The sequence below is a fragment of the Gaetbulibacter aquiaggeris genome (assembly GCF_044003965.1).
Lineage (GTDB): Bacteria > Bacteroidota > Bacteroidia > Flavobacteriales > Flavobacteriaceae > Yeosuana > Yeosuana aquiaggeris.
In genome coordinates this window covers 153,668-179,587 of record NZ_JBAWKC010000002.1, presented here as the reverse complement: position 1 = coordinate 179,587, position 25,920 = coordinate 153,668, and the positions used below count along the sequence as shown (strand labels likewise).

Sequence of the window (25,920 nt, the reverse complement as noted above, 5' to 3'; positions counted from 1 at the left end):
TCTTAATTAATCTATTATGATTCCGTTGTATTTACCACTTTTGTTTGATACATCACGTTTGGTTTTGTCCCAACGCTTTCTAACAAGTGATACATACGGTTATCTTCTTTAAGTTTTGCAACTTGACTTTCTTTATCATTGATGTCTCCAAATACCATGGCTCCGTTACTACATGCCGCAGAACAAGCTGTTTGGAATTCACCATCTTTAATAACACGTCCATCACGTTTCGCATCCAGAATTGTTTTTTGTGTTTTCTGAATACACATTGAACATTTTTCCATAACGCCACGAGAACGCACAACAACATCTGGGTTTAATACCATACGACCTAAATCATCATTCATATGATAATCAAACTCATCATTTTCATTATACAAGAACCAGTTGAAACGACGTACTTTATAAGGACAGTTATTTGCACAATATCTAGTACCTACACAACGGTTGTATGCCATATGGTTTTGACCTTGATGACTGTGTGATGTGGCAGCGACCGGGCAGACAGTTTCACATGGCGCATGGTTACAATGCTGACACATAACTGGTTGAAAGGAAACTTGTGGATTTTCCGCCGCATCTTCCATTTCTCTTAATGCTTGCTTTTCACCTGTAAACCAGCCTTCAGCAGATTCCTTTTTCTCAATATCTCCTCCAAAAGTATCTTCGGAAGAATAATATCTATCAATACGCAACCAATGCATATCTCTGCTTCTTCTTACCTCTGTTTTACCAACTACCGGCACGTTGTTTTCTGCATGACAAGCAATCACACATGCACCACAACCTGTACAGGCATTTAAATCAATTGACAAGTTGAAATGATGTCCTATTGAACGATCAAATTCTTCCCACAAATCAACCTCAGGAGAGGTAACTGGTGTTTCAACATGATTTAAAGAAACCATTGGAATACCGTTCCATTCGTTCTTATCCTTTGTATTGAAAATTTCTAAAGTCGTTTCTTTAATGATACTTCCACGTCCCATTAAAGTATTTTGCAACTGAACACATGCAAATTCATGCTCTCCAGGCGCTAATTCAACAGTAACTTCTTGAATATTATTAAAACCTTGATAAAATGCAAAAGCGTTAACACCTGTTTGCATTTCTTTCTTTAATCCTTTTGTTCTTCCATAGCCTAATGCTAAACCAACAGAACCTTTTGCCTGTCCCGGTTGAATGATCACAGGAGCTGTAAGTGTTTTTCCATTTACAGTCACATTAGCATAACTTCCATTTAATGCGCCATTAGCCACATTAAAATTTACTAAGCCCAAAGCATCAGCATCAAATTTGGAAACTGTTAAGTAATTATCCCAAGAAGTTCTGGTTATTGGATCCGGAAATTCTTGTAACCATGGGTTATTGGCTTGTTGTCCATCACCCATTCCTGTTTTAGTATACAATACTAACTCTAATGCACTGGCTTTTGCCGAAGCGGCTAAAGCTCTAGCAGCATCCCCAGACGGAGTTTCTGCATTTTGAGAAGCATCTGTTGTATCATCAGTTTCAGTTTCAATAGTCCCGACAAACATACCGTCATGCAGTGCCTGATTAAATGAACTACCATTTAAGATACTTGTTCCCCAAGCTTCTTTTATATAATCATGATATGAAACTGAATTACCATTCCATACTAATAAAGCCTCTTGAAATTGTCTTGTATTAAACAACGGACGAATAGCCGGTTGAGTTAAGGCATAATGACCCTTCTTTATTTCAACATCTCCCCAAGATTCTAAATAATGAGGAGCAGCTGCAATAAATTGCGTTTCTGAAGACGTTTCATCTTCTTTTAATGAAAAGGCAACAGACAATTCAGTGTTTTTTAAACCTTCAGAAAAATCTGAAGCGTTAGACAAAGTATATAATGGATTCACACCACTCATAATGATAGCGCCAACTTTTCCTGCTTTCATATCAGCAATTAAAGTCATGACTTCTTGGTCACTACCTTGTCTTGTTTTTATTGGAGTAGCTTTATCAAAAGCTTTAGAATTTAAGTATTCATTGATTTCAAGAGCCACGGTTTGTGCATTTACATCCTGAATTCCTGTTACTACTAATCCATTACTTCCCGATTTCTTTAATTGAGACGCTGCTTTTTTAACGGCATCTTCAATATTTTCAGGTAAACTTCCTGAAACAGAACCGCCAACTACATAGCTATATAATTTTGCTAAAGCTATTTTTTGTTGACTTGGAGTTAATGGTACTCTTTTATCTGCATTGGCTCCTGTTAGAGACATATTAGACTCAAACTGCATATGACGCGACATTTTGCCGTTTTGTGGAATTCTATTTTTAGAATATCCAGCATCAAAACCTCCGCCTTGCCAATCTCCTAAGAAATCTGCACCCACAGAAACAACCGTCATCGCTTTTGAAAAATCATAATGGGCTAAACTGCGTTCTCCATATTTTGCTTGATACGCGTCTAATGCAGCAGATTCTGAAATAGCATCATAAACTACATGACGAACATTACCATATTTTTCTTTGAATTCAGCAATCAATTTACTGGTAGATGGACTCGCAAAAGTTTGTGTTAACAACACAATATCCTTCCCTGAGTCTTTTAAAGCAGTTAATTTTTGAACAACCTCAGCATCTAATTCATCCCAAGAAATTGAATTTCCGTTTTTTCTAGGACCTTGAACTCTTAAACTATCATACAAGCCTAAAACTGAAGCATTAACTCTAGCATTAGCACTACCATTGGTGGCTGCTAAACTATTATTTTCAATTTTAATTGGACGACCTTCGCGAGTTTTTACTAAAACACTTGCAAAATCAAAACCATCAGCAATTGTAGTTGCATAGTAATTGGCAACACCAGGAATAATTTCTTGAGGTTGCACCACATAAGGTATTGATTTAATGACAGGACCTTCACAAGCAGCCAACGTAGCAGCTGCAGTGCTAAAACCTACATATTTTAAGAAATCACGACGTGTTGTAGAAGAGGCTTCTAATGACTCTTTATTGCCTAAAAATTCATCAGTAGGAATTTCTTCCACAAATTCGTTTTGTTTTAGCGCCTCAACAATTGAGCTATTTTCGTTTAGCTCTTCAACACTTTTCCAGTATTTCTTGTTTGATGACATATTATATAATTGAATTACTTCTTTAATAGATTAATAATGACACTTACCGCATTCCAAACCACCCATTTGAGCAGCTGTTAATTTATCTACACCATACTTCTTAGATAATTCCTCATGAATTTTAGTATAGTATGCATTGTCTTCAACTTTAACATTAGTTGTTCTGTGACAGTCGATACACCATCCCATAGTTAATGGTGCAAATTGACTTGCAATCTCCATTTCCTGTATTGGACCATGACATGTTTGACATTCTATACCGGCCACACTAACATGTTGTGAGTGATTAAAGTATACAAAATCAGGTAAATTATGGATTCTGACCCATTTTACAGGTTGTGAATTTCCAGTATATTGCTGAGCAGCATCATCCCATCCTGCAGCGGCATATAATTTTTTAATTTCTCCATCATAAAATTCTTTTGAGTATTCAACAGAAGTTTCTCCTTTATACTCATAAATTGATTTATGACAATTCATACATATATTTAAAGATGGAATTCCTGAATGCTTACTTACTCTGGCTGAAGAGTGACAGTATTTACAATCAATAGCATTATCACCTGCATGAATTTTATGCGAAAAATGAATTGGTTGTACCGGTTGATACCCTTGATCAACACCAATTTGCATTAAATATCCATAAACAAAATAGGCGCTTGCCAATAATAAAAATATAGCGGTCACTAAAACTAAAAACTGATTTTGAGCAAACGCTTTCCATAGTGGTGTTCTTTGAGTATCTGGCAACTCAATATCTTTGGCAGCGGCAAAACGACGTAGGGTTTTGTTAACCAAATACAAGCCAGAAGCCAAAAGCATAAATAAGATGGCCAAAGCACCTAGAATAAGCTCATTTGAAACGCCATTATCACCTGAAGCTTGAGTCCCTGTACCGGTAGTCTGAGCAGCCGCTGGTTCTGCCTTTACTTCGGCAGTATATGCAAGAATATTATTTAAATCATCATCTGACAGTTGTGGAAACGCAGTCATTGCTGTGCCACCATACTCATTATAAACCTTATTAGCATAGGCATCACCAGATTTAATAACACCTGCACTATTACGAATCCATGCATAAATCCATTCTCTATCTAAACCTGGATCTTCAGCCAAGCGCGCTTCAATATTACGTAAAGCTGGACCAGTCATTTTTTTATCTAACTGATGGCATGCCGCACAATTGGCATTAAATAATGATTTTCCTTTTGCTGGATCTCCTTCCTGGGCTGAAAGTGAGGTTGAAAACGCTAATAAAAATATTAAAGCTAAACTAAAAAAGTTATTACTTAATTTACAGTGAATCACCTGTCTCATATTGTTGGTTAAATTAACTTCTAAACTTTGGTACGGTTTTTTCTTTACACTAATCAGAAAAAACAGAGTTATAAAACGTAGGCAAAAGTAATATTTAAACTCGATTTTAGAAATGTAGACTAGTGATAATTGATAATTTAGACCGATTCTAAATAATAAATTGTTAACTAATTAAGTTTATACTTATACATTTGCACTAAATATAATAAAAAATGAAAACATTAAGTTTGAGAATGAGCCTTTTAGTAAGTATTTGCTTGATAGCATTTGCAACTAACGGATTTGCACAACAAGGAACAGTGACCCTGAATCAAGACAAAAACATTGACAAGTTGTTAGATTTGAAAAAAGAAATGAATAAAACGGACAACTTAACAGATAGATATAAGATTCAGGTATATTCAGGTAATCGCGGTGAGGCTGAAGCTACTCAAACTAAATTTAATGCGGCGTATGAAAACTGGAAATCAAATATAGTTTACGAATATCCAAACTTTAAAATCTGGGCCGGTAGTTTCACGACGCGTTTAGAAGCAGATCGGGCCTTAAAAGAAGTGAAACGAAAATTTCCAAGTGCCTTTATTTTTAAACCAAAAAAATAAATTTATTAGCTTATCAATACCATATAAATAAAAAAGCCTTTCAATGTTTTGAAAGGCTTTTTTATTTATGCTACTATTTTTTATTTAAGCTTTTTCTTAACTTCAATTTCATGGAAGGCTTCTATAATATCCCCTTCTTTAATGTCGTTATAGTTTTTAATTTGCATACCACAATCATAACCTTTGCTGACTTCCTTAGCATCGTCTTTAAAACGTTTTAAAGAGGATAATTCGCCGGTGAATACTACAACTCCATCTCTAATAAGACGAATTCCAGAATTTCTAAGTATTTTACCATTAGTCACCATACAACCAGCAATACTGCCAATTTTAGTTACTTTAAATATTTCTCTTATTTCAGCAGTACCTGTCACCTCTTCCTTAAACTCAGGAGACAACATACCTTCCATAGCATCTTTAAGATCATTGATAGCATCATAAATGATAGAATAGGTACGGATATCAATTTCCTCCTTATCAGCAATCATTCTCGCATTTCCAACAGGACGCACATTAAATCCTATAATGATGGCATCTGAAGCCGACGCTAATAATACATCACTTTCAGTAATGGCACCTACCCCTTTATGTAAAATATTAACCTGAATCTCTTCAGTAGATAATTTTTGGAATGAATCTGTTAAGGCTTCCACTGAACCATCCACATCTCCTTTAAGAATGATATTTAATTCCTGGAAGTCTCCAAGTGCAATACGGCGTCCAATTTCATCAAGTGTAATATGACGTTGTGTTCTAACCGATTGTTCACGCTGTAACTGTGATCTTTTTGCAGCAATTTGTTTTGCTTCACGTTCATCCTGGAAAACATTAAATTTATCACCTGCTTGAGGCGCTCCATCTAATCCTAATATAGATACAGGCGTTGAAGGCCCTGCTTCAATAACGTTATTACCACGCTCATCCTGCATTGCTTTCACTTTACCACTATTTTTTCCAGCTAACACATAGTCACCTACTCTTAAGGTTCCTGCCTGAACCAAAATGGTTGAAATATAACCACGGCCCTTATCTAAAAAGGCTTCAACAACAGTTCCACTTGCAGGTTTATCTGGATTAGCTTTAAGTTCTAACAATTCAGCTTCAAGTAATACTTTTTCTAATAATTCTTTGACACCAGTTCCTGTTTTAGCCGAAATATCATGGGATTGAATTTTACCACCCCAATCTTCAACCAATAAATTCATTTGAGCAAGTCCTTCTTTAATTTTTTCAGGATTTGCATCTGGCTTATCTATTTTATTTATCGCAAATATGATTGGCACACCGGCTGCTTGAGCATGTGCAATCGCTTCTTTAGTTTGAGGCATGATGTCATCATCAGCCGCAACCACAATAATTGCTAAATCTGTTACCTGAGCACCACGGGCCCGCATAGCGGTAAAAGCTTCGTGACCAGGCGTATCTAAAAAGGCTATTTTTTGTCCGTTATCAAGTTCAACCCCATAAGCCCCTATATGTTGAGTAATCCCTCCTGATTCTCCGGCAATTACATTTTCCTTTCTTATATAATCTAAAAGCGATGTTTTACCATGATCTACGTGTCCCATTACGGTTACAATAGGCGCACGCGGTTTTAAATCTTCTTCTTTATCTTCAACTTCTTCTAAAGACTCTTCAATATCTGCTGTTACAAACTCTACCTGATAGCCAAATTCTTCAGCAACTATAGACAGCGTTTCAGCATCCAATCGCTGATTCATAGTCACCATCATACCCAGCGACATACAAGCAGAAATAATTTGTGTTACAGGAACATCCATCATCGTAGCTACTTCACTTGCTGTAACAAACTCTGTTACTTTAAGTATTTTGCTTTCTGCTGCTTCTTGCTCTAAACTCTTTTCAGACTGTTCTCTATGATGTTCTCTTTTCTCTCTACGATATTTTGCTCCTTTACCTTTACTAGATTTTCCTTGAAGTTTTTCAAGTGTTTCACGCACTTGTTTTTGAACATCTTCTTCGCTTGGTTCTTCCTTAATAATTGGTCTTCTAGGCCCTTGTCCTCCTTTGAATCTATCACTACCACCACCTCTATTTGGTCCAGATGTCTTACTTTGATCATTACCAGCTTGAGGTCCGCCCACCTTGCTAATACGGCGACGTTTCTTTTTATTGGCAGCACTATCGCCTGGTTTTGACTCAGGCTTTTTATCTTCTTTCTTTTTCTTCGGCTTATTGAATTGTGAAAGATCTATTTTGTTTCCCGAAATTTTAGGTCCTGAAAGTTTTTGGTATTGCGTTGCTACTTTCTCATCAGGAACCAATTCTCCTTCACTGTTAAGTCTTTCACGCTTTGGCTCTGCAGGTTTAGTCTCTTCCTTTTTTTCAATTGGTGTTGCCTTAGGTTTTTCAACTGTTTCGGTCTTAGCAGCTACTTGATCTTCCTTTTTAGGTATTTCTTGAACAACTTCCTTAACTTCTTCAACCTTCGCTGTAGGAACTTCCTCTTTCTTTTTAGGCTCTAAATCAATCTTTCCAACAGCTTTTGGTCTAGAAATAACTGTTGATGCCCTAATAATTTCTTCTCTTTTGGCTTCTGCTTTTTGTTTTTCTTCAATTTCGCGCTCACGTTGTTCACGCAAAATTTCTTTCTCCTTTTGCTTTGCCTCACTAACTTCTTGAGATGCTACTTTTTTATTAGCATCCGTTTGAAATTCATTTGAAAGAATTACATGTACCTCTTCTGAAATTTTTGTATTCGGACTTTTTTCTACGTCAATACCTTTGGATTCCAAGAAATCCACTGCACGATCAATAGAAATATTTAATTCGCGTAATACTTTATTTAATCTAACTGTTTCAGCCATAAATTGCCTTTAATATACCAAATATACGTTATTCTTCAAATTCTTCTCTCAGAATTCTAATAACGTCTCTTATTGTTTCTTCTTCTAAATCTGTTCTTTTTACAAGATCTTCCACATCTTGCTCTAAAATACTTTTTGCTGTATCAAGACCCGCCTTACTAAATTCCTGAATGATCCAACCTTCAATTTCATCAGTAAACTCAGACAATTCAACATCCTCTTCTGCGCCTTCTCTGAACACATCAATTTCATAGCCCGTTAATTGCCCAGCCAATCTAATATTGTGTCCACCTCTACCTATCGCTTTACTTACTTCTTCAGGTTTTAAAATAACCTCAGCTCTTTTTGTTTCTTCATTTATTTTAATTGAAGTCACTCTTGCAGGGCTTAAAGCTCTTGTAATATATAATTGTAAATTATTAGTATAATTTATTACATCAATATTTTCATTTCCTAATTCTCTGACAATACCATGAATTCTAGATCCTTTCATACCAACACAAGCACCAACTGGATCAATTCTGTCATCATAGGAGTCTACTGCTACTTTTGCTTTTTCACCGGGAATTCTAACTACTTTTTTAACAGTAATTAAACCATCAAAAACTTCTGGAATTTCTTGTTCAAATAGCTTTTCTAAAAATGCCGGTGAACTTCTTGACATGATAATAGTAGGTTTTGCTCCTTTTAACTCAACACTATCAACCACGCCTCTTACACTATCACCTTTTCTAAAAAAGTCTGAGGGTATTTGCTTTTCTTTTGGTAAGATTATTTCGTTACCATCATCATCCAATAATATGACAGCTCTGTGACGAATATGATGCACTTCAGCCGTATAAATTTCACCTACTAAATCTTTAAATTGCTTATAGATAATGGTGTTATCATGCTCATGAATTTTAGAAATTAAATTTTGACGTAATGCTAAAATAGCTCTACGCCCTAAATCAACTAATTTCACTTCTTCAGACACATCTTCACCAACTTCAAAATCTGGTTCTATTTTTCGAGCTTCTGATAATGAAATTTCTTGATTTGGTTCTAAAACCTCACCATCAGCAACTACAACACGGTTTCGCCAAATTTCTAAATCGCCTTTATCCGGGTTTACAATAATATCAAAATTATCATCATCACCAAACTTCTTTTTTAAGGCACTTCTAAAGACATCCTCTAAAATAGCCATTAACGTTACACGATCAATTAATTTATCGTCTTTAAATTCTGAAAACGATTCAATTAATGCAATATTCTCCATAACTCTCTTGAATTAAAATTTAATCATCACTTTTGCTTCTACAATATCACTATAAGCTATTACAGCTTCCTTTTTTACAGTTACCTTGCCCTTTCCTAGGGGCTTAGGTTCTCTAACTTTCCACTCTAATGAAATACCGTCATCAGATACTCCTTTAAGAATTGCTTCCATTTTACCTGAGGTTGTTTTAACCTCAAGGTTTCTACCAATATTTTTACTGTACTGTCTTTTATTAACAATAGGCGAAGTTGCACCTGCCGAGGCCACCTCCAGTCCAAAATCTATTTCCTCACGGTCCAAATTATGCTCAATGGCTCTACTAATAAACATACAATCTTCAACGCTAACCCCCTTATCTCCATCAATAACAATTTTAACTTTATTATCATCAGAAATAGACATCTCTAATAGAAACAAATCTGTTCTTTCTATTAGGGCGTTTTCTAGTAAATCTTTAACGGTAGTTTTAAACATTTTTATTATAAAAAGAGGGGACTTTTCGTCCCCTCATTTCCTTATTTTGCCTTACAACGGCGCAAATATATGATTTTTTAATTGATTTTTAAAGTAATATTCATAAATTTATATACAATTTACTTTGTTAACAAGAACCAAAAACTATGAAAAAAATACTTATACCTACGGACTTTTCAGAGCAGGCGGAAAATGCTTTAAAAGTCGCTGCTCAAATTGCTAAAAAACAAAAGGCTGAAATTTATTTACTTCACACCTTAGAATTACCAATGCAAAAGATAGACCCATTAAGCACGGCTCAAAATCTTCCTGAAGCCATGTATTTTATGAAGCTAGCACATAAACATTTTGAAACTTTATTAGAAAAAGATTACTTGAAAGGAATTAACGTTCATGAAATTGTTGAATTTTATGAACCCTTTAGAGGCGTATATCAGGTTTGCAAAAAGCATCATATAGATTTGATTGTTATGGGATCACATGGTACCAATAGTTTTAAAGAAATGCTTATTGGTTCAAACACTGAAAAGATTGTTCGTACTTCTGAAGTACCCGTTTTAGTGATTAAAAAAGAACATCCTATTTTCAAAGTAGATCATATGGTATTTGCCTCAAATTTTAAAGACCATTATAAAGCGCCTTATTTGAAAGCAACCGAATTTGCGAAATTATTTGATGCCAAAATACATTTTTTGATGGTTAATACGGCCAGTCATTTCATGACCACACATGATGCTACCGAGCGCATTAAAACTTTTGCTAAAGGGTCTAAATTTGATGATTATACCATTAATATATACAATGATATTACTGTAGAAAAAGGTATTATGAATTTTTCACAATCTATAGGCGCTGATTTAATTGGCATGTGCACACATGGCAGACAAGGTCTTTCAAACTTTTTCAACGGCAGTATAAGTGAAGACTTGGTGAATAATGCTAAACGCCCTGTAATGACTTTTAAAATTGATTGATTTATTGTTTAAAATAAATATTTAATAAAATAAAAAGTCTCAAACAAAATTTGCTTGAGACTTTTTTTGTTGGCCTACTAGGGCTCGAACCTAGACTCTTCTGGACCAAAACCAGACGTGTTGCCAGTTACACCATAGGCCAATGTGTAATTGAGGGTGCAAATTTAGCACAAAGTTTTATTTGCACAAGTATTTTTTTGAAAATAATATTGTTATTCTAGGGTTTTAATAATATTTGGACTCATTACTCGGAATAAATTTTAAAGTTTTTTAATTTGAAAGATTTAAGAAAGCTTGAATTATGTTAACACTAACTAAATTCTTGTCCCTCTTTTCATATTTATTATTAAATTCGCCATCATAAATAAACATATTACAATATGACCTATTTCAACTTTAAAAAATGGAACACCATCACTGGTTGGTTCACTTTTTTAATTGCCTTTATAACCTATGGTTTAACTGTAGAACCAACTGTTAGTTTTTGGGATGCCGGAGAATATATTTTAACATCCTCTAAGCTTCAGGTAGGCCATCCTCCTGGAGCACCATTGTTTCAAATGTTTGGAGCTTTTTTCTCAATGTTTGCATTTGAACCCTCAAAAATAGGTTACATGTTAAACTTAATGAGTGCTGTAGCAAGTGCCTTTACTATTCTTTTTCTGTTTTGGACAATCACCCTATTGCTTAAAAAACTTGTAGTCAAGAAAAATGAGTTGTCTCAACAAAAGGCTATGGCCATTCTTGGAAGTGGATTAGTTGGAAGTTTAGCCTTCACTTTTACAGATTCCTTTTGGTTCAATGCCGTTGAAACAGAAGTTTACGCCATGGCAACATTAATCATGGCTATATTATTTTGGTTAGGCTTACGCTGGGAACAAGATATGGATCAACCAAGAGGCAATCGTTGGCTTATATTAATATCCTTTGTAATAGGATTATCATTTGGGGTTCACTTTATGGGATTGTTGACTATCCCGGCAATTGGCTTAATCTACTTTTTCAAGAACTACAAAACGGTCACGATTAAAAACTTCATAATAGCAAATTTCGTGTCTGTAGCCGTTTTATTATTTGTTTTTAAACTATTAGCACCTAACATTCTGAGAATATTTAGTGCCTTCGAGATCTTTTTTGTCAACTCAATTGGCCTTCCTTTTAATTCCGGTTCCATCATTGCCGGATTATCTATAGTGGCTATTATTTATTATGGTTTAAAATATACCAAGCAAAAAGGCTATAAACATTTAAGCACGGGTATTCTGTGCATTGCTTTTATCATAATTGGTTTTTCATCGTGGCTATTATTACCTATCAGAGCCAACGCCAATGTGGTTATTAATGAAAATAACCCTTCTAGTGCAAGAGAGTTACTGGCTTATTACAATTTAGAGCAATACCCGGAGACCCACCTGTTTTATGGGCCGCAATTCACAGATCAATACGCCTATCTTGATGAAAATAACCCGTATGTTGATGACAAACCTAAATACGAAAAAGACGAAGCTAAAGGCAAATATGTGATTGTAAACGATTATAAAAATGCCAAACAAAATTATAATTCAAAGCACGCCTCCATTCTTCCAAGGATGTGGAGTGGTGAACATGCCGAAAATTATATGATGTTTTCAGGATACTTGGATTTTAAATTGAAGCCTGATTACCAAATGCAAAATGAACTAAGAACTTTAGTGGCGAATTTTAAAAATGATGTCATTCAGGGCAATGTAGATTATGAAGATTACAATAGTTTTTTAAAACGTTACAAAAACTATTTAGATATTGAAAAACCTTCACTAGCAAGCAATATTGTGTACATGATACAATATCAGTTAGGTTATATGTACTGGCGTTATTTTATGTGGAATTTTACCGGAAGACAGGACGATATCCAAGGAAAATATGACAATCATGGTAACTGGATTAGTGGTATACAACCCATTGACGAATGGCATTTAGGTCTTTCACAGGATAATCTGCCGAGTGATGTAAAAAACAACAAAGCCAGAAACACTTACTACTTCCTGCCGCTTCTATTAGGCCTTATCGGGTTGTTCTTTTTATTTAACAAAGACAGGAAATTGTTCTGGACCATGTTGGTGTTTTTCCTATTTACTGGTGTAGCAATTCAATTTTATACCAATGTAAGACCTTTTGAACCAAGGGAAAGAGATTATTCTGTTGTAGGTTCATTTTATGTATTTGCGCTTTGGATTGGTTTTGGTGTATTTGCAATTTATGATGCACTTAAAAAATATATGCCTTCCAAATTTTTAGCTCCTGCAATAACCTTAGCCTGTTTAGTTTTAGTGCCTGGTATTTTAGCAGCAAACAATTGGGATGATCATGACAGATCTGATAAATACACAGCCAAATCAATGGCTAAAATGTATCTTGATTCTTGTGCCAAAGACGGTATTTTATTTTCAATTGGAGACAATGATACGTTTGCCCTTTGGTATGCTCAAGAAATTGAGGGCTATAGAACAGATGTTCGAGTTGTGAACACAAGCTTATTTCAAACGGATTGGTATATTGATCAAATGAAACGTAAAGCTTATGATAGTGATCCCGTGCCCTCACAGCTAACGCATGATCAATATAAATATGGCACCAGAGATTATATCATAAAAGAACCTGTTATAACAGACACTTTAGATATTAAGGAGTTTTTAAACTTTATAACCAGTGATAACCCAAGAACAAAATATAAATATGTTTTGGAGCAGCAAGGGGTTGATATTAGCGGTATTAGAAATCAGGATTTAAATGCCAATTATTTACCAACGGAATATTTAAGACTTCCTGTTAATAAAGAAAACGCACTTAAATATGGGATTGTTAACCCTAAAGACGCTGATAAAATAGTGGCTGATATTGTTATAAAAATTAAAGAAGGCGCTATTTATAAAAACAGGCTTTTAATGCTTGATATTGTTGCAAATAACGACTGGAAACGCCCTATTTATTTTACAGGTGGTAGTTTTGGAGATGATGATTATATATGGATGAAAGATTATTTGCAGTTAGATGGCATGTGTTACAAATTAGTTCCAATAAGAACTCCTGTTGATAAAGCAAACCCGTTTGACATGGGTAGAGTTGATAGTGATTTAATGTATGAAAAGGTGAAAAACTGGGATTGGGGTAATAGTGGTAGTCCAGATATTTATCATGATACTGAAACACGAAAAAATTCGATTTCTTATAGAGGTAATCTGGCCAGACTCATTGAACAATTGATTAACGAAGATAAACTAGATAAAGCTGAAGAAATAGCAGATATAGCGATGACTAACATGCCTGTTGACTATTTTGGATATTATACCCTGCTGGAACCTTATGTGAGCGCCTATTATGAAGTAGGGGATAAAGAAAAAGCACAACAGTTATTTAAAGATGTAGCCAAAAAATATCAGGAAAATCTAACTTATTACAGTGGTTTAACTACAACAAATCAAGGGCATTTGTTTGAAGATATTTACACGGACATACAGCGCTATAAAGGTTTAGTAGATATACTAGTAACCTATGATCCGGAATTCGCAAAAAGTGAAAGTGAGGTATTTAATTCATATTTAAAATTGTTCAGTCATTTTTATGAAGATGCTTCAGACAACGAGTCAAACCCAGATAAAGACATTCCAACAGACACCAGTATAGAAGCTAACTAATGATGTCTTTGGTTCCTGTAAAAACGCCTTCAGTAGTAAAAAAGATGTTTCCTCATTATGTGTGGAGCATTCCAACTTCTGAACCAGTTATTTATCTCACTTTTGATGATGGTCCAACACCTGAAATTACAGAGTGGACTTTAGAACTCTTAAAAAAGTTTGATGCCAAAGCAACCTTCTTTTGTATCGGTAATAATATTGAAAAATATCCCGATATTTTTCAGAGTATCATCTCTTGTGGTCATACTATAGGAAACCACACTCATAATCATTTAAAAGGGTGGAAAACAAAAACTAAAAATTATCTTCAAAACATTTCAAAAGCGGAATTTATAATAGGTTCCCAATGTTATAAAACCAATCTTTTTCGTCCACCATACGGACGTATTAAGCCAAAACAAGCAAAACAGCTTATAGCGTTAGGATATCGCATCATCATGTGGGATGTTTTAACTTTTGATTGGGATAAGGATATTAGTAACGAAAAGTGTCTAGAAAACGTTATTGATAATACTAGTAATGGCAGTATCATTGTATTTCATGATAGTATAAAAGCTTCAAAAAATATGATGAATGTTTTGCCTAAAGTACTAGAACATTATTCTAAACTTGGATATACTTTTGAGGCTTTGGAGTTTAAAGATATTGCTTAATGATGCCAATCAAAGTATTCGCATCTTGCTCACCGCTTTGACGCCATTTCATCTCGCCATTTTTATAAATGATTAATGTGGGTAAACCTTTTACTCTAAGCGCTTCCGCTAATTCTTGGTTTTTTTCAACATCAATCTTTATCACTTTAGCCTTATCGCCAAGTGCTGCTGCCACATCTCTTAAAACGGGATGCATTGCCGTGGATTGATCATTCCATTCGGTGAAAAAATCTAACAAAACAGGAATGTCTACATCTATTAGTTCCCCAAATTTTGACATACTTTAATATTTATTAGTCAAATGTACTTATACAAACCTACGTATTTTTTTGATATTACGCTTATATCCCATCAAATTGGTTGAAATTGATATGAAATTAAAAATAAACAATTTCAACATAATTATAACCTATTAAACCAAAATTTCTTATGAATTCAAGCAAATTAAGTATTGCTTGGTCCTTTTTTTAATTCGATAACGCTTATCTCAGGCCAAATCCCAACTCGTCCCGGAAACGCATGGTAACCAAAACCTCTATTAACATTAATAAACCTTCCAAATTCTGAATACAATCCCGCCCATTGTTTATAAACATATTGTGATGGACTCCATCTGAAAAATCCAGGGATCTCTATACCCATTTGAAGCCCATGAGTATGTCCGCTTAAGGTAAGATGATAATTAAAATCATCATTCTTTACCTTATATTCCCAATGCGATGGATCATGAGACATCAATATTTTAAAATCTTTCTTTTCTATTCCTAAAGAGGCCTTTTCCAGATCTCCAGCCTGGTTAAAACCCTTACCCCAATTTTCTACACCTACTATAGCTATTTTTTGTCCGTCCTTTTCAATAATGCGGTTCTCGTTCAAAAGCAAATCAAAACCAATTTTAGGATGCACTTCCTTAACCGCTTCAAAATTCTTTGCTTTTTCTTCCTTTGAAGCCCAATCCACATAATCACCATAGTCATGATTTCCTAAAATTGAAAACTTACCATAAGGTGCCTCAAAATTTTTAAACGCATCAATCCAGTTATCCATTTCATCAGCCTTATTATTTACAATATCACCAGTAAAAAGAATAAGATCTGACTTTTGTTCATTAATCAAATCTATCCCGTATTGAATTTTGTCCGAATTTGTAAAACTCCCTGAATGAATATCAGAAATTTGAGTAATGGTAAATCCATCAAATGCTTCGGGTAAATCTTCAAAAGATAATTGATATTTTAAAACCTTATAATTATATTTTCCCTGAAAGATTCCATATAAAAAAGACGTAAAGGGAATGGCCGCTAAAACCAGTGCCAATTGCGAAACAAATAAACGCCTACTTGGAATAGGCTGGGTAGTCCCGGGTGAGACATAAGACACTGTTTTTTGGACTATTCTGACAGCATCTTCTCCAAACATCATGATAACTATCACTAATTTAGGAATTAAAAAAGTGAGTAAAAACCCTGCCGCGAGTTGAAACCTAACAGTCTGACCAGCACTTCTTGGAGTAGAATAAACGGTGTAAAATAAATTAATATAAATAGCCAAAGCTGCTAATACCCAAATAATTTTAACATACTTGTTTTTAGTAATGGTTTTAAGTGCCTGAAAGGCATAAAATTCCAAAACCAAAAACAATAAAGAAAAAACCACTAAGGCAATAAAAAATCGGGACATAGAAAATTTTTTTCAAATGTAAAAAGTTAAACACGTTATTACATGGTATTTAATGTAAGATTAACAATTTAATATTAATAAAAATAAGCTAAAACTTACCGAGCTTTCCGGAAAAAAGATACTTAATGCAATAATTTTATAATGCTTTGAATCTTTGTATAATCTGAAACTGACTTCCCATATTCATTAAAATGAACTGCACTATTCATACTAATTTTAGTTGGCATCGTATTCTGAAGGAAGGTAGAAAGTGAACAATGTATTTCATTAAAACCAGCCTCTTTAAACTGCATGGCATTTTCTAAATTAATACCACCACCTGGTAAAATGGTTATTCTGTCTTTTGCTTGACTCATTAATTTTTGAATTAATTCCAAGCCTTTTAACGCCGAACTTTCTTGACCTGAAGTTAAAACACGATGCACTCCAAGCGTCATTAATTCATTCAAAGCACTTATGGGATCAGGAACCAGATCAAACGCACGATGAAAAACAAACGGAAGTGGCTTAGCAAGTTCCACAAGCTCTTGCGTCCGCAAAACATCTATAGAATAATCCGTATTTAAAACTCCTGAAACAATACCCGAACATCCTAATTTTTTGCATAATTCAATATCTTTTTTAATGATTTTAAACTCTGCATCAGAATAATTAAAATCACCACTTCTTGGCCTGATTAAAACAAAAACAGGAATGCTTAATGAAGACACTACTTGTTCAATCAATCCATAAGACGGCGTGATCCCCCCAACCGCTAATTCACTACACAGTTCAATTCGATGCGCTCCAGCTTGTTGAGCATTAAAAGCAGACTCAAATGAATTAGCACAAATTTCAACAATCATAAAAAGCCTTTAAACTGTGGTTATTCTTGAAAATATTAAAAACAACTATTAATCATCAAAGTTAAAACTACTAATATTCACCTAATAATGCTAATTATTTATGAGTATCTCACTATTTTAGTTATCTATAAAACAGTCCTTCTGAAATATAAATAATTTTATTTTACAGAATGAGCTCTTAAAAAACAAGTCCATGCAACGACGAAAATTTATCAAAAATTCAGCCCTTGGTGTGACCGGAATCGTATCGTCATCCATTTTAGCTTCTAGTGAGGAAAAGAATATTTTACCTGTTTCTGTTATAAAATCTATTAAACCAATGGTAGTTTGCACATGGCATTTTCAAAATGCCACTTCAAAAGCATGGGAGGTTTTAAATAATGGTGGCAATGCCCTAGATGCCGTTGAACAAGGTGTTATGGTTGAAGAAGCTGACCCCACAAATGAAACTGTTGGTTTAGGCGGACGCCCAGACAGAGACGGACATGTGACCCTAGATGCCTGTATTATGAATCATGAGGGTAAATGTGGTTCAGTAGTTGCGCTTCAAAATATTGTTCATGCCATTTCAGTAGCTAGAAAAGTGATGGAAACCACGCCTCACGTGATGTTGGCAGGTCTTGGTGCAGAACAATTTGCCTATGAAAGTGGATTTAAAAAAACCTATTTGCTCACTGAGAGTACCAAAAAACAATATGATGAATGGAAAAAGACCTCTCTGTATGAACCCGTGATTAATATTGAAAACCACGATACTATAGGTATGCTGGCCATGGACGAAAATGGTGATATAGCAGGTGCCTGCACTTCAAGTGGATTAGCCTATAAAATGGCAGGGCGTGTTGGTGACAGTCCCATCATTGGCTCCGGATTATTTATAGATAATGAAATAGGCGGTTGCGTGGCAACCGGCCTAGGTGAAGAAGTGGTGAAAACTGTAGGAAGCTTTTTAGTAGTTGAACTTATGAGACAAGGCAAAACCCCTCAAGAGGCATGTGAAGAAGCTATTAACAGAATAGTAAATAAACCCAATAGTGACTATAAAAATTTTCAAGTGGGCTATATAGCCCTAAATAAACAAGGAGTCACAGGCGCCTATGCCATCCATCAATATTTTAGCATGACTAAAAATCAAGATGGTACCAATGAGCAAATAGCATCCGATTATTTCAACAAAATTTAAATAACATAACCCTTGTTTTTTATTTAAGGCCTGAAATAAAAATTGCATTTCAATTAATTTCTATTCAAAGCATAAGTTTTGTAGTTTTATGGTCTTCAATAAAATTCATCTCATGTCAGATCAAAAAAGACTTTTTCTTGTTGATGCTTACGCATTAATATTTCGTGGCTATTATGCTTTTATAAAAAACCCTAGAATCAATTCCAAAGGTTTGGATACCTCAGCTATTATGGGGTTCATGAATTCTTTGCTTGATGTTATAAAACGTGAGCGCCCGGACCATTTAGCCGTTTGTTTTGACAAAGGTGGTAGTGTAGACCGTGTTGAAATGTTTGAAGCGTATAAAGCCAATAGAGATGCCACCCCTGAAGCTATAAAAATTGCGGTTCCCTATATAGAAGAAATCTTAAAAGCCATGCATATCCCTATTATGGTAAAAGAAGGATTTGAAGCAGATGATGTGATAGGAACCCTTTCAAAGCAAGCTGAGAAAGAAGGTTATCAAACTTTTATGGTGACGCCCGATAAAGATTTTGCACAATTGGTAAGTGATAATATTTTTATGTATCGCCCTGTTTTTGGAGGTGGATATGAAACCTGGGGTATTGAGGAAGTCAAAAAGAAATTTGAAATTGAAGACCCTTTGCAAGTGATTGATTTTTTAGGTATGATGGGTGATTCCTCAGATAATATTCCTGGGCTTCCTGGTGTTGGAGAAAAAACAGCCAAAAAATTTATCCAGCAATATGGTAGCATGGAAAATCTTTTAGCAAATACCCATGAATTAAAGGGTAAAATGAAAGAAAATATTGAAGCCAATAAAGAGCTTGGAATACTTTCAAAAAAATTAGCCACCATCATGCTTGATGTGCCTGTGGTGTTTGATGCCAAAGATTTTGAGTTAGATGAACCAGATATCGCTAAAGTAACCGAAGTTTTTGAAGACTTAGAATTCAGACAACTTTTGGTTAATTTTCAAAAAACCTTTGCAAATGAAAACCAAGCCCCTTCAAATAATGTAATCAGCAACACAGCAACTCCTGAAAAACCAAAAACCGATACTATAGCGCCAGCCACTAAGGCAGGCGCAGGCCAATTTTCCTTATTTGGAGGGGATGAGAGTAGTGCAGAGACCAATGCAACATATGGTAATAGAAAGACGGCCGAGACCTCACCTCATTTTTATCAAAGTATCGCTTCTGGCATGGCAACTAAATTATTTATTCAAAATTTAATGAAGCAAACCAGTGTATGTTTTGATACAGAAACTACTGGCCTTAACCCAATCACTGCTGAATTGGTTGGCATTGCTTTCTCATGGGAAATTGGAAAAGGATTTTATTTGCCTTTCCCAGAAAACAGGGAAGAAGCTCAAGCTTTAATTGAGCAATTACGCCCATTCTTTGAAAAAGAAACCATTCAGAAAATCGGGCAAAATTTAAAATATGATATCAAGGTACTTCGTAAATATAATATAGCTGTAAAAGGCCCCTTATTTGACACCATGCTGGCTCATTATCTGATTAATCCTGATATGCGACATAGTATGGATGTATTAGCAGAGACTTATTTAAACTACTCGCCTATTTCTATAGAATCCATCATTGGTAAAAAAGGAAAAAATCAATTGTCCATGCGTGAGGTTCCTTTAGAAAAACAAACGGAATATGCAGCAGAAGATGCTGACATCACGCTACAGCTCAAAGAGCATTTTGAAAAAGAATTAGGTGAAGCCAATACGCAAAAACTTTTTGATGAGATTGAAATTCCATTACTTCGTGTTCTTGCCGATATGGAACTGGAAGGTATTAATCTGGATAAAGCATTTTTAAATTCATTGTCCAGCCAATTAGACACCGATATAAAAAACTTAGAAACGAATATTTATAAGGAAGCCGGCGAAGAATTTAATATTGCCTCACCGAAACAATTAGGCGATATTTTATTTGATAAATTAAAACTGGTTGATAAACCAAAAAAAACCAAAACAGGTCAATATGCCACCGGGGAAGATATTCTAAGTTATTTGGCTAAAGATCATGTAATCATTCAGCATATTCTTGAATACAGAGGGCTGGCCAAATTAAAAAGCACCTATGTGGATGCCCTTCCAAATCAGGTAGAACCTTCAACCGGCAGAGTGCACACGGATTACATGCAAACGGTTGCCGCAACAGGCCGATTAAGCAGTAATAATCCCAACCTTCAAAATATTCCTATAAGAACTGAACGCGGGCGGCAAGTGCGCAAAGCTTTTATTCCAAGAGATAAAAATTATATGCTTTTGTCGGCGGATTACTCTCAAATCGAGCTCCGTATTATCGCGGCTTTAAGCGAAGAAGACAACATGATTAATGCCTTTAAAAATGGAGAAGATATTCATGCCTCTACAGCCTCAAAAGTTTTTAACGTACCCTTAAATGAAGTAACCCGTGAGCAACGTAGCAATGCGAAAACAGTAAACTTTGGAATTATTTACGGCGTTTCCGCTTTTGGATTAAGCAATCAAACCGATTTGTCTCGTGGAGAGTCCAAAGAATTAATTGATACCTATTACGCTACGTATCCAAAATTGAGAAAATATATTAATGATCAAATTCACTTTGCAAGAGAGCATGGCTATGTTCAAACCGTATTGGGCAGACGTCGTTATTTAAATGACATCAATTCAAGAAATGCCGTAGTACGTGGTGCTGCCGAAAGAAATGCGGTGAATGCACCTATTCAAGGTAGCGCCGCCGACATCATTAAAATTGCCATGATTCACATTCACAACAAACTGGAGGCCTCAAATTATAAAACAAAAATGTTATTACAAGTGCATGATGAATTGGTTTTTGATGTGTATAAACCTGAACTGGACGCCATAAAAACCATGGTAAAAAATGAAATGGAACATGCCTATACCTTGTCCGTTCCGCTTGATGTAGATTTAGGTGTTGGGCAGGATTGGCTTGAGGCGCATTAAAAATTAATTTATAAAATCTGATAATAAAATGATTATAGACGTTCACACACATATTAACAATTACCACGAAGACCGAGTAATCTCTTTGAATGACTGCCTGGACAAGCTTACAGATACCATGAAGGAAAATAAGGTTGATTATTCATTAGTGCTATCTTCTTATAAGGTCAATGAACATCGGCCCAGCACAAAAAAAGTGGTAGAAGCCATAAGCGGTCGTGATAACCTCGGGGTTGTTGCCGGCATCAGTTATCTTAACTATAATCACAGAGATCTAAAGGAAATTGGAGATTATCTGGAGGCAGGTCTCATAAAAGGCTTAAAATTTTATCCGGGCTATGAACCTTTTTACCCCAATGATATCAGATTAAAAGTAGTTTATGATATGGCTATTGAGTTTGATGTCCCTGTGATGTTTCATTCTGGTGACACTTACGCTCCTACAGGAAAAATTAAATTCTCCCATCCTATTCATATTGATGATTTGGCGGTTGATTATCCCGATTTAAAAATTGTCATCTGCCATGTTGGAAATCCCTGGATTAAAGATTGCATGGAGGTTGTTTATAAAAACGAAAACGTACATGCAGATATTTCTGGCTTAGTACTTGGTGATTTTTCAGATAAGTTTGAACGCTATATGAAAAAAGAGATTGAAGAAATGATTACGTATGCAGGCGACCCTAAATACTTGCTTTATGGCACTGACTGGCCTATTTCAAACATGAAATCTTATTTAAAATTTATGAATCAGTTAGAATTACCAGAAGAAAAGAAGGAACTTATTTTATGGAAAAATGCCGCTGAACTTTTTAAGATTGATGTCAATAAACTTTAAAAAATAACTTGGGGTCACGTCAATTAGATTGATAAGTTTTAATGAAAAAAAATAAAAACATTTTACCGCCTAAAGCCTTTGCAAAAAGAGTTTCAAAATATGCATTTTATTCCATTATTCTTTTAATAATCTCATTAGGCATAGGTGTTTTTGGCTATCATTTTGTTGGTGCGTTAGGTTGGATTGACAGCCTTTATAACGCTTCTATGATATTAACAGGTATGGGCCCCGTTAATGAAATGAAAACGGAAGCTGCAAAATTATTTGCTTCCTTTTATGCCTTATTCAGTGGCGTTGTGTTTTTAAGTACCGTTGCTATATTTTTTGCGCCTTTTGCTCATAGATTAATGCATTTGTTACGCATTGATGACATAGAGGATTAAAATTTTTAATTGGGCAGACTGGCTATTGACTCTTTTCTAAAGTATCAGCATTAAAGGACTTGAAAACTTATTTTTCGTTATATTTATATCATTTGAAATCAAGTCCGGATACAGCAAAATATTTAGACTAAATCTCTTTGAAAACATGAAAACTTTTATTAAATATAGGTGCTTATTTGTTCTGATTTTCCTTTTAAAATCTACTCATGGGTTTAATCAAAACAGTCAAACACAAGATTCCACAACCATTAACCTTCTTTCGGCGGCAAAAGACATCATGATTTCTGCGAAAACCTGCGCTCTCATTACTTTAGATTCTGAAGGCAGACCCAGAGTACGAGTGATGGATCCTTTTATTCCTGAAAACGATTTTACCGTTTGGTTTGGAACCAATGCTAAAACCAGAAAGGTTGAACAAATAAAAAATAATCCTAAGGTGACTTTATATTATTTAGAACCTAATGGCTCCGGATATGTTATGCTTCATGGTATTGCACAATTGGTTAATGATCAAGCAGAAAAAGACAGAAGGTGGAAAGCCACATGGGAGGCTTTCTATCCCAATAACCGCGAAGATTATCTATTAATTAAAATATCTCCGCAATGGCTGGAAGTGATTAGTTATTCGCATGGCATTATTGGTGACCCTGATACTTGGGAACCTCCTAAAGTTTTATTTGATTAATTTAAAAAATTAATAAAAATATCTTAGAGATATACACAAAATATAAATTTTAAAAATTTAAAGTAAACTAGCCTTAAAACGATTATGAGGCTTTTACATGACAACATTCAACACATGGAAACAATCATTAAAACCCTGGAATTTGAACTTCTCAGTATCGGCGAATACAAAATACGTGTCTATACCTTAGTCATTATTTTATTAATTTCTGTGCTCACTAAAACCATCTTATGGTTTATTAAGAAAGCGCTATTCCGAAAAAACAAGAACAAAAAACTGGATGTAGGCAGTGCCTATGCATTATATCAAATTATAAAATATATCATGTGGGTCATCGCCTTTGCTTTTATGTTAGAAACCATCGGTATCAAAGTGACTGTTTTAATTGCGGGCTCCGCCGCGTTACTTGTAGGTGTTGGATTAGGGCTGCAACAAACTTTTAATGATGTTATTTCCGGAATCATTTTACTTTCTGAAAGATCTATAAAAATTGATGATATCCTTGAGATAGATGGTGATATTGTGAAGATTCAAGACATTGGATTACGTACCTCTAAGGCTCTTAATACAGACGATATTTCCATAATCATACCAAATTCATTGATTACCACCAATAAAGTAATAAACTGGAGCCACCAATCTGCGCGAACACGTTTTAGGATTGATGTTGGTGTTTCTTATAACTCTGACGTAGATTTAGTTATTAAAATATTGGAAGAAAGCGCACAGTCTCATCCTGATGTTTCTCATATGGCTTCAGTAGAGGCCAGACTGGTTAATTTTGGAAATTCCTCAATTGATTTTCAGGTCCTGTTTTTTAGTAAAAATATTTTTAGGATCAATAAAGTTAAAAGTGATATTAGAATCATTATTAATAAAAAATTTGCTGAAAATAAGATTACCATTCCTTATCCACAAATGGACTTACATTTAAAATCAAACCACACAGAATTACTCAAAAAAAATAAAAGTTAATGATCACCTCTTGTTTATTTTATGTTATAAAAATCGATAAAATATACGTAAATACCTGATAAAATGCAGTTTACGACCTATAAAATTTTGTTGCCAATGTTATTATTTTGGTTTTTTACTTCTTGCAGTTTTAATAAAATGTATTTGCAACCTAAAAAAGTTCCTGCTGATACAAAAAAATTAACAATAAAAACGGCAAGCGATAGTACTTTAGTTTTTTTTAGTTCGGACACTCATCAACCAACATTTTTAAAATACGGCAAAGACCCTATTGATCTTAACTTCACAATTGAAAGCGTGGTATTTAAAAGTTCAAACGGGAACATACTAAATGGTTGGGTTCTAAAACCAAAAGACAAAATACCTACAATCACATTATTACATTTTCACGGTAATGCTGGTTTCCTAATTAGTCAATCTCCAGCAATAACGCCTTTAATAGAACATGGCTTTCAGATTTTCGCATTTGACTATAGTGGTTTTGGATTCTCTGAAGGTAAAGCAACAAGAAAAAATGTATTAATTGATGCAAATTCCGCTTTAAGCTATATGAAAAACAGACCAGATATTAAAAATACTAAAGTTGTAATATACGGTCAATCCTTAGGTGGTCACTTAGCATCTGTTGTTGCCGAACAAAGACAATCAGATATAGACGGTTTAGTCATTGAGGGTGCTTTTTCATCACATAAAGATATAGCTGCAGAAACAGCAGGATTTTTCGGAAGAATTTTAGTAAGAGAAAAATATAGTGCTTTTAAATCAATAATAACTTTTAAAAAACCTGTTTTAGTCATTCATAGCTCTGAAGACCAAATTATTCCATTTAAAATGGGAAAGAAAATATTTGATAATGCAAATGCCCCAAAAGCATTTTATGAAATTAAAAAATGTCATATATGTGGTCCTAATTTTTACTCAGAGGAAATTTCAAGGGAAATAAAAAAAATGTTAAACATTTAATAAAACACAGGTTTAAATACTCAAAAAAATAAAATATTCTTATTTACTTATAAATGAGTTCCTTGTTATGATAGCACAATAAAACAGTGATATTTATTAAATGTCATTTTGTAATAAAGCATATGAAAACAACACCTGAACATGATGAGCGAATAGCAAAAATGACTTTTGCATCGGTATATCCGCACTATATTACCAAAGTAGAAAAAAAAGGCAGAGCGAAAGAAGAATTACACCAAGTGATAGAGTGGTTAACCGGTTTTGATGACAAAATTCTGCAAGAACTTATTAAAGAAAGGGTGACGTTCAAAACATTCTTTATGAATGCAAAATTAAACCCAAATGCTCATCTTATTAAAGGCGTAATTTGTGGGTATCGCATAGAAGAAATTGAAACTCCATTGACACGACAAGTAAGATACTTAGATAAGTTGGTTGATGAACTGGCAAAAGGTAAGAAAATGGATAAAATTTTAAGATGAAATTAAAAAAGAAGAAATCTAAATA

At 34.5% G+C, this 25,920-nt stretch carries 20 protein-coding genes and 1 tRNA gene; 12 read left to right on the top strand and 9 right to left on the bottom strand.

Annotation, left to right across the window (positions count from 1 at the left end; all coding sequences use genetic code 11):
• Window positions 1–14: 14 nt before the first annotated feature.
• Both V8G56_RS07155 and V8G56_RS07150 read right to left on the bottom strand, forming a co-directional pair.
• On the bottom strand, window positions 15–3,110 hold the full coding sequence (locus V8G56_RS07155) for a TAT-variant-translocated molybdopterin oxidoreductase (RefSeq protein WP_395437761.1): 3,096 nt from the start codon (window positions 3,108–3,110) through the stop codon (window positions 15–17).
• A 30-nt stretch (window positions 3,111–3,140) separates the two neighbouring features.
• Window positions 3,141–4,427 carry a cytochrome c3 family protein gene (locus V8G56_RS07150; protein WP_395437760.1) on the bottom strand — a complete coding sequence of 429 codons (1,287 nt, stop codon included), beginning with the start codon at window positions 4,425–4,427 and terminating at the stop codon, window positions 3,141–3,143.
• Between the two features lie 212 nt (window positions 4,428–4,639).
• Here V8G56_RS07150 and V8G56_RS07145 point away from each other — a divergent pair, with 212 nt between their 5' ends.
• Window positions 4,640–5,029: an SPOR domain-containing protein gene (locus tag V8G56_RS07145; RefSeq protein ID WP_395437759.1), complete on the top strand. Its 390-nt coding sequence runs from the start codon at window positions 4,640–4,642 to the stop codon at window positions 5,027–5,029.
• 80 nt (window positions 5,030–5,109) lie between these two features.
• Here the strand turns inward: V8G56_RS07145 and infB are convergent, their stop codons facing one another.
• The 3 genes from infB to rimP are packed head-to-tail and all read right to left on the bottom strand — an operon-like array spanning window position 5,110 to window position 9,592.
• Window positions 5,110–7,857 (bottom strand): translation initiation factor IF-2, encoded by a 2,748-nt coding sequence (infB, locus tag V8G56_RS07140; RefSeq protein WP_395437758.1) that lies wholly within the window; start codon window positions 7,855–7,857, stop codon window positions 5,110–5,112.
• A 28-nt stretch (window positions 7,858–7,885) separates the two neighbouring features.
• Entirely contained in the window at window positions 7,886–9,118 is a 1,233-nt protein-coding gene (gene nusA, locus V8G56_RS07135) for a transcription termination factor NusA (protein WP_331629632.1), read from the bottom strand.
• Window positions 9,119–9,130: 12 nt separating this feature from the next.
• A complete protein-coding gene (gene rimP, locus V8G56_RS07130) occupies window positions 9,131–9,592 on the bottom strand; it encodes a ribosome assembly cofactor RimP (protein WP_395437757.1) in 462 nt (153 codons plus the stop codon).
• Window positions 9,593–9,738: 146 nt separating this feature from the next.
• On the opposite strand from rimP, the gene V8G56_RS07125 reads away from it, so the two are divergent.
• A complete protein-coding gene (locus V8G56_RS07125) occupies window positions 9,739–10,566 on the top strand; it encodes a universal stress protein (RefSeq protein WP_395437756.1) in 828 nt (275 codons plus the stop codon).
• A 69-nt stretch (window positions 10,567–10,635) separates the two neighbouring features.
• Here V8G56_RS07125 and V8G56_RS07120 read toward each other — a convergent pair.
• Window positions 10,636–10,708, bottom strand: a tRNA-Gln gene (locus V8G56_RS07120).
• Between the two features lie 238 nt (window positions 10,709–10,946).
• Between V8G56_RS07120 and V8G56_RS07115 the strand changes: the two genes are divergently transcribed.
• Together V8G56_RS07115 and V8G56_RS07110 are read left to right on the top strand one after the other, a co-directional pair.
• Window positions 10,947–14,240 (top strand): protein O-mannosyl-transferase family, encoded by a 3,294-nt coding sequence (locus V8G56_RS07115; RefSeq protein WP_395437755.1) that lies wholly within the window; start codon window positions 10,947–10,949, stop codon window positions 14,238–14,240.
• Window positions 14,240–14,893 carry a polysaccharide deacetylase family protein gene (locus tag V8G56_RS07110; protein WP_395437753.1) on the top strand — a complete coding sequence of 218 codons (654 nt, stop codon included), beginning with the start codon at window positions 14,240–14,242 and terminating at the stop codon, window positions 14,891–14,893. Before V8G56_RS07115 ends, V8G56_RS07110 begins: the two co-directional genes overlap by 1 nt.
• Here the strand turns inward: V8G56_RS07110 and V8G56_RS07105 are convergent.
• From V8G56_RS07105 to V8G56_RS07095, 3 genes are all read right to left on the bottom strand, one after another.
• On the bottom strand, window positions 14,877–15,173 hold the full coding sequence (locus V8G56_RS07105; protein WP_331629642.1) for a thioredoxin family protein: 297 nt from the start codon (window positions 15,171–15,173) through the stop codon (window positions 14,877–14,879). The genes V8G56_RS07110 and V8G56_RS07105 overlap by 17 nt on opposite strands.
• Window positions 15,174–15,337: 164 nt before the next feature.
• Complete coding sequence (locus V8G56_RS07100) at window positions 15,338–16,573, bottom strand: metallophosphoesterase (protein WP_395437752.1); 1,236 nt, start codon at window positions 16,571–16,573, stop codon at window positions 15,338–15,340.
• Between the two features lie 122 nt (window positions 16,574–16,695).
• Complete coding sequence (locus tag V8G56_RS07095) at window positions 16,696–17,418, bottom strand: copper homeostasis protein CutC (RefSeq protein WP_395437750.1); 723 nt, start codon at window positions 17,416–17,418, stop codon at window positions 16,696–16,698.
• Between the two features lie 193 nt (window positions 17,419–17,611).
• On the opposite strand from V8G56_RS07095, the gene V8G56_RS07090 reads away from it, so the two are divergent.
• The 8 genes from V8G56_RS07090 (at window position 17,612) to V8G56_RS07055 (ending at window position 25,895) form a co-directional block, all read left to right on the top strand.
• A complete protein-coding gene (locus V8G56_RS07090; RefSeq protein WP_395437748.1) occupies window positions 17,612–18,601 on the top strand; it encodes an isoaspartyl peptidase/L-asparaginase family protein in 990 nt (329 codons plus the stop codon).
• Window positions 18,602–18,713: 112 nt separating this feature from the next.
• Window positions 18,714–21,569 (top strand): DNA polymerase I, encoded by a 2,856-nt coding sequence (gene polA / locus V8G56_RS07085; RefSeq protein WP_395437747.1) that lies wholly within the window; start codon window positions 18,714–18,716, stop codon window positions 21,567–21,569.
• Between the two features lie 28 nt (window positions 21,570–21,597).
• A complete protein-coding gene (locus V8G56_RS07080) occupies window positions 21,598–22,407 on the top strand; it encodes an amidohydrolase family protein (RefSeq protein ID WP_395437746.1) in 810 nt (269 codons plus the stop codon).
• A 41-nt stretch (window positions 22,408–22,448) separates the two neighbouring features.
• The gene (locus V8G56_RS07075; RefSeq protein ID WP_395437745.1) at window positions 22,449–22,790 is read left to right on the top strand and encodes a hypothetical protein; all 342 of its coding nucleotides are present in this window, start codon (window positions 22,449–22,451) and stop codon (window positions 22,788–22,790) included.
• 145 nt (window positions 22,791–22,935) lie between these two features.
• Window positions 22,936–23,475, top strand: a complete 540-nt coding sequence (locus V8G56_RS07070) for a pyridoxamine 5'-phosphate oxidase family protein (protein WP_395437744.1) — start codon at window positions 22,936–22,938, stop codon at window positions 23,473–23,475.
• A gap of 114 nt (window positions 23,476–23,589) precedes the next feature.
• A complete protein-coding gene (locus tag V8G56_RS07065; RefSeq protein ID WP_395437742.1) occupies window positions 23,590–24,450 on the top strand; it encodes a mechanosensitive ion channel family protein in 861 nt (286 codons plus the stop codon).
• 96 nt (window positions 24,451–24,546) lie between these two features.
• On the top strand, window positions 24,547–25,413 hold the full coding sequence (locus V8G56_RS07060; protein ID WP_395437740.1) for an alpha/beta hydrolase: 867 nt from the start codon (window positions 24,547–24,549) through the stop codon (window positions 25,411–25,413).
• A 122-nt stretch (window positions 25,414–25,535) separates the two neighbouring features.
• The gene (locus V8G56_RS07055; protein ID WP_395437739.1) at window positions 25,536–25,895 is read left to right on the top strand and encodes a DUF2200 domain-containing protein; all 360 of its coding nucleotides are present in this window, start codon (window positions 25,536–25,538) and stop codon (window positions 25,893–25,895) included.
• Window positions 25,896–25,920 lie beyond the last annotated feature (25 nt).

Coding starts and splice junctions, on each gene's coding strand:
- V8G56_RS07095 (WP_395437750.1), bottom strand. CDS start 17,418: ATGATTGTTGAAATTTGTGCTAATTCATTTGAGTCTGCTTTTAATGCT.
- V8G56_RS07080 (WP_395437746.1), top strand. CDS start 21,598: ATGATTATAGACGTTCACACACATATTAACAATTACCACGAAGACCGA.
- nusA (WP_331629632.1), bottom strand. CDS start 9,118: ATGGAGAATATTGCATTAATTGAATCGTTTTCAGAATTTAAAGACGAT.
- V8G56_RS07100 (WP_395437752.1), bottom strand. CDS start 16,573: ATGTCCCGATTTTTTATTGCCTTAGTGGTTTTTTCTTTATTGTTTTTG.
- V8G56_RS07070 (WP_395437744.1), top strand. CDS start 22,936: ATGAAAACTTTTATTAAATATAGGTGCTTATTTGTTCTGATTTTCCTT.
- rimP (WP_395437757.1), bottom strand. CDS start 9,592: ATGTTTAAAACTACCGTTAAAGATTTACTAGAAAACGCCCTAATAGAA.
- V8G56_RS07090 (WP_395437748.1), top strand. CDS start 17,612: ATGCAACGACGAAAATTTATCAAAAATTCAGCCCTTGGTGTGACCGGA.
- infB (WP_395437758.1), bottom strand. CDS start 7,857: ATGGCTGAAACAGTTAGATTAAATAAAGTATTACGCGAATTAAATATT.
- V8G56_RS07060 (WP_395437740.1), top strand. CDS start 24,547: ATGTTATTATTTTGGTTTTTTACTTCTTGCAGTTTTAATAAAATGTAT.
- V8G56_RS07055 (WP_395437739.1), top strand. CDS start 25,536: ATGAAAACAACACCTGAACATGATGAGCGAATAGCAAAAATGACTTTT.
- V8G56_RS07150 (WP_395437760.1), bottom strand. CDS start 4,427: ATGAGACAGGTGATTCACTGTAAATTAAGTAATAACTTTTTTAGTTTA.
- V8G56_RS07065 (WP_395437742.1), top strand. CDS start 23,590: ATGGAAACAATCATTAAAACCCTGGAATTTGAACTTCTCAGTATCGGC.
- V8G56_RS07155 (WP_395437761.1), bottom strand. CDS start 3,110: ATGTCATCAAACAAGAAATACTGGAAAAGTGTTGAAGAGCTAAACGAA.
- V8G56_RS07075 (WP_395437745.1), top strand. CDS start 22,449: ATGAAAAAAAATAAAAACATTTTACCGCCTAAAGCCTTTGCAAAAAGA.
- V8G56_RS07110 (WP_395437753.1), top strand. CDS start 14,240: ATGATGTCTTTGGTTCCTGTAAAAACGCCTTCAGTAGTAAAAAAGATG.
- V8G56_RS07145 (WP_395437759.1), top strand. CDS start 4,640: ATGAAAACATTAAGTTTGAGAATGAGCCTTTTAGTAAGTATTTGCTTG.
- V8G56_RS07105 (WP_331629642.1), bottom strand. CDS start 15,173: ATGTCAAAATTTGGGGAACTAATAGATGTAGACATTCCTGTTTTGTTA.
- V8G56_RS07125 (WP_395437756.1), top strand. CDS start 9,739: ATGAAAAAAATACTTATACCTACGGACTTTTCAGAGCAGGCGGAAAAT.
- polA (WP_395437747.1), top strand. CDS start 18,714: ATGTCAGATCAAAAAAGACTTTTTCTTGTTGATGCTTACGCATTAATA.
- V8G56_RS07115 (WP_395437755.1), top strand. CDS start 10,947: ATGACCTATTTCAACTTTAAAAAATGGAACACCATCACTGGTTGGTTC.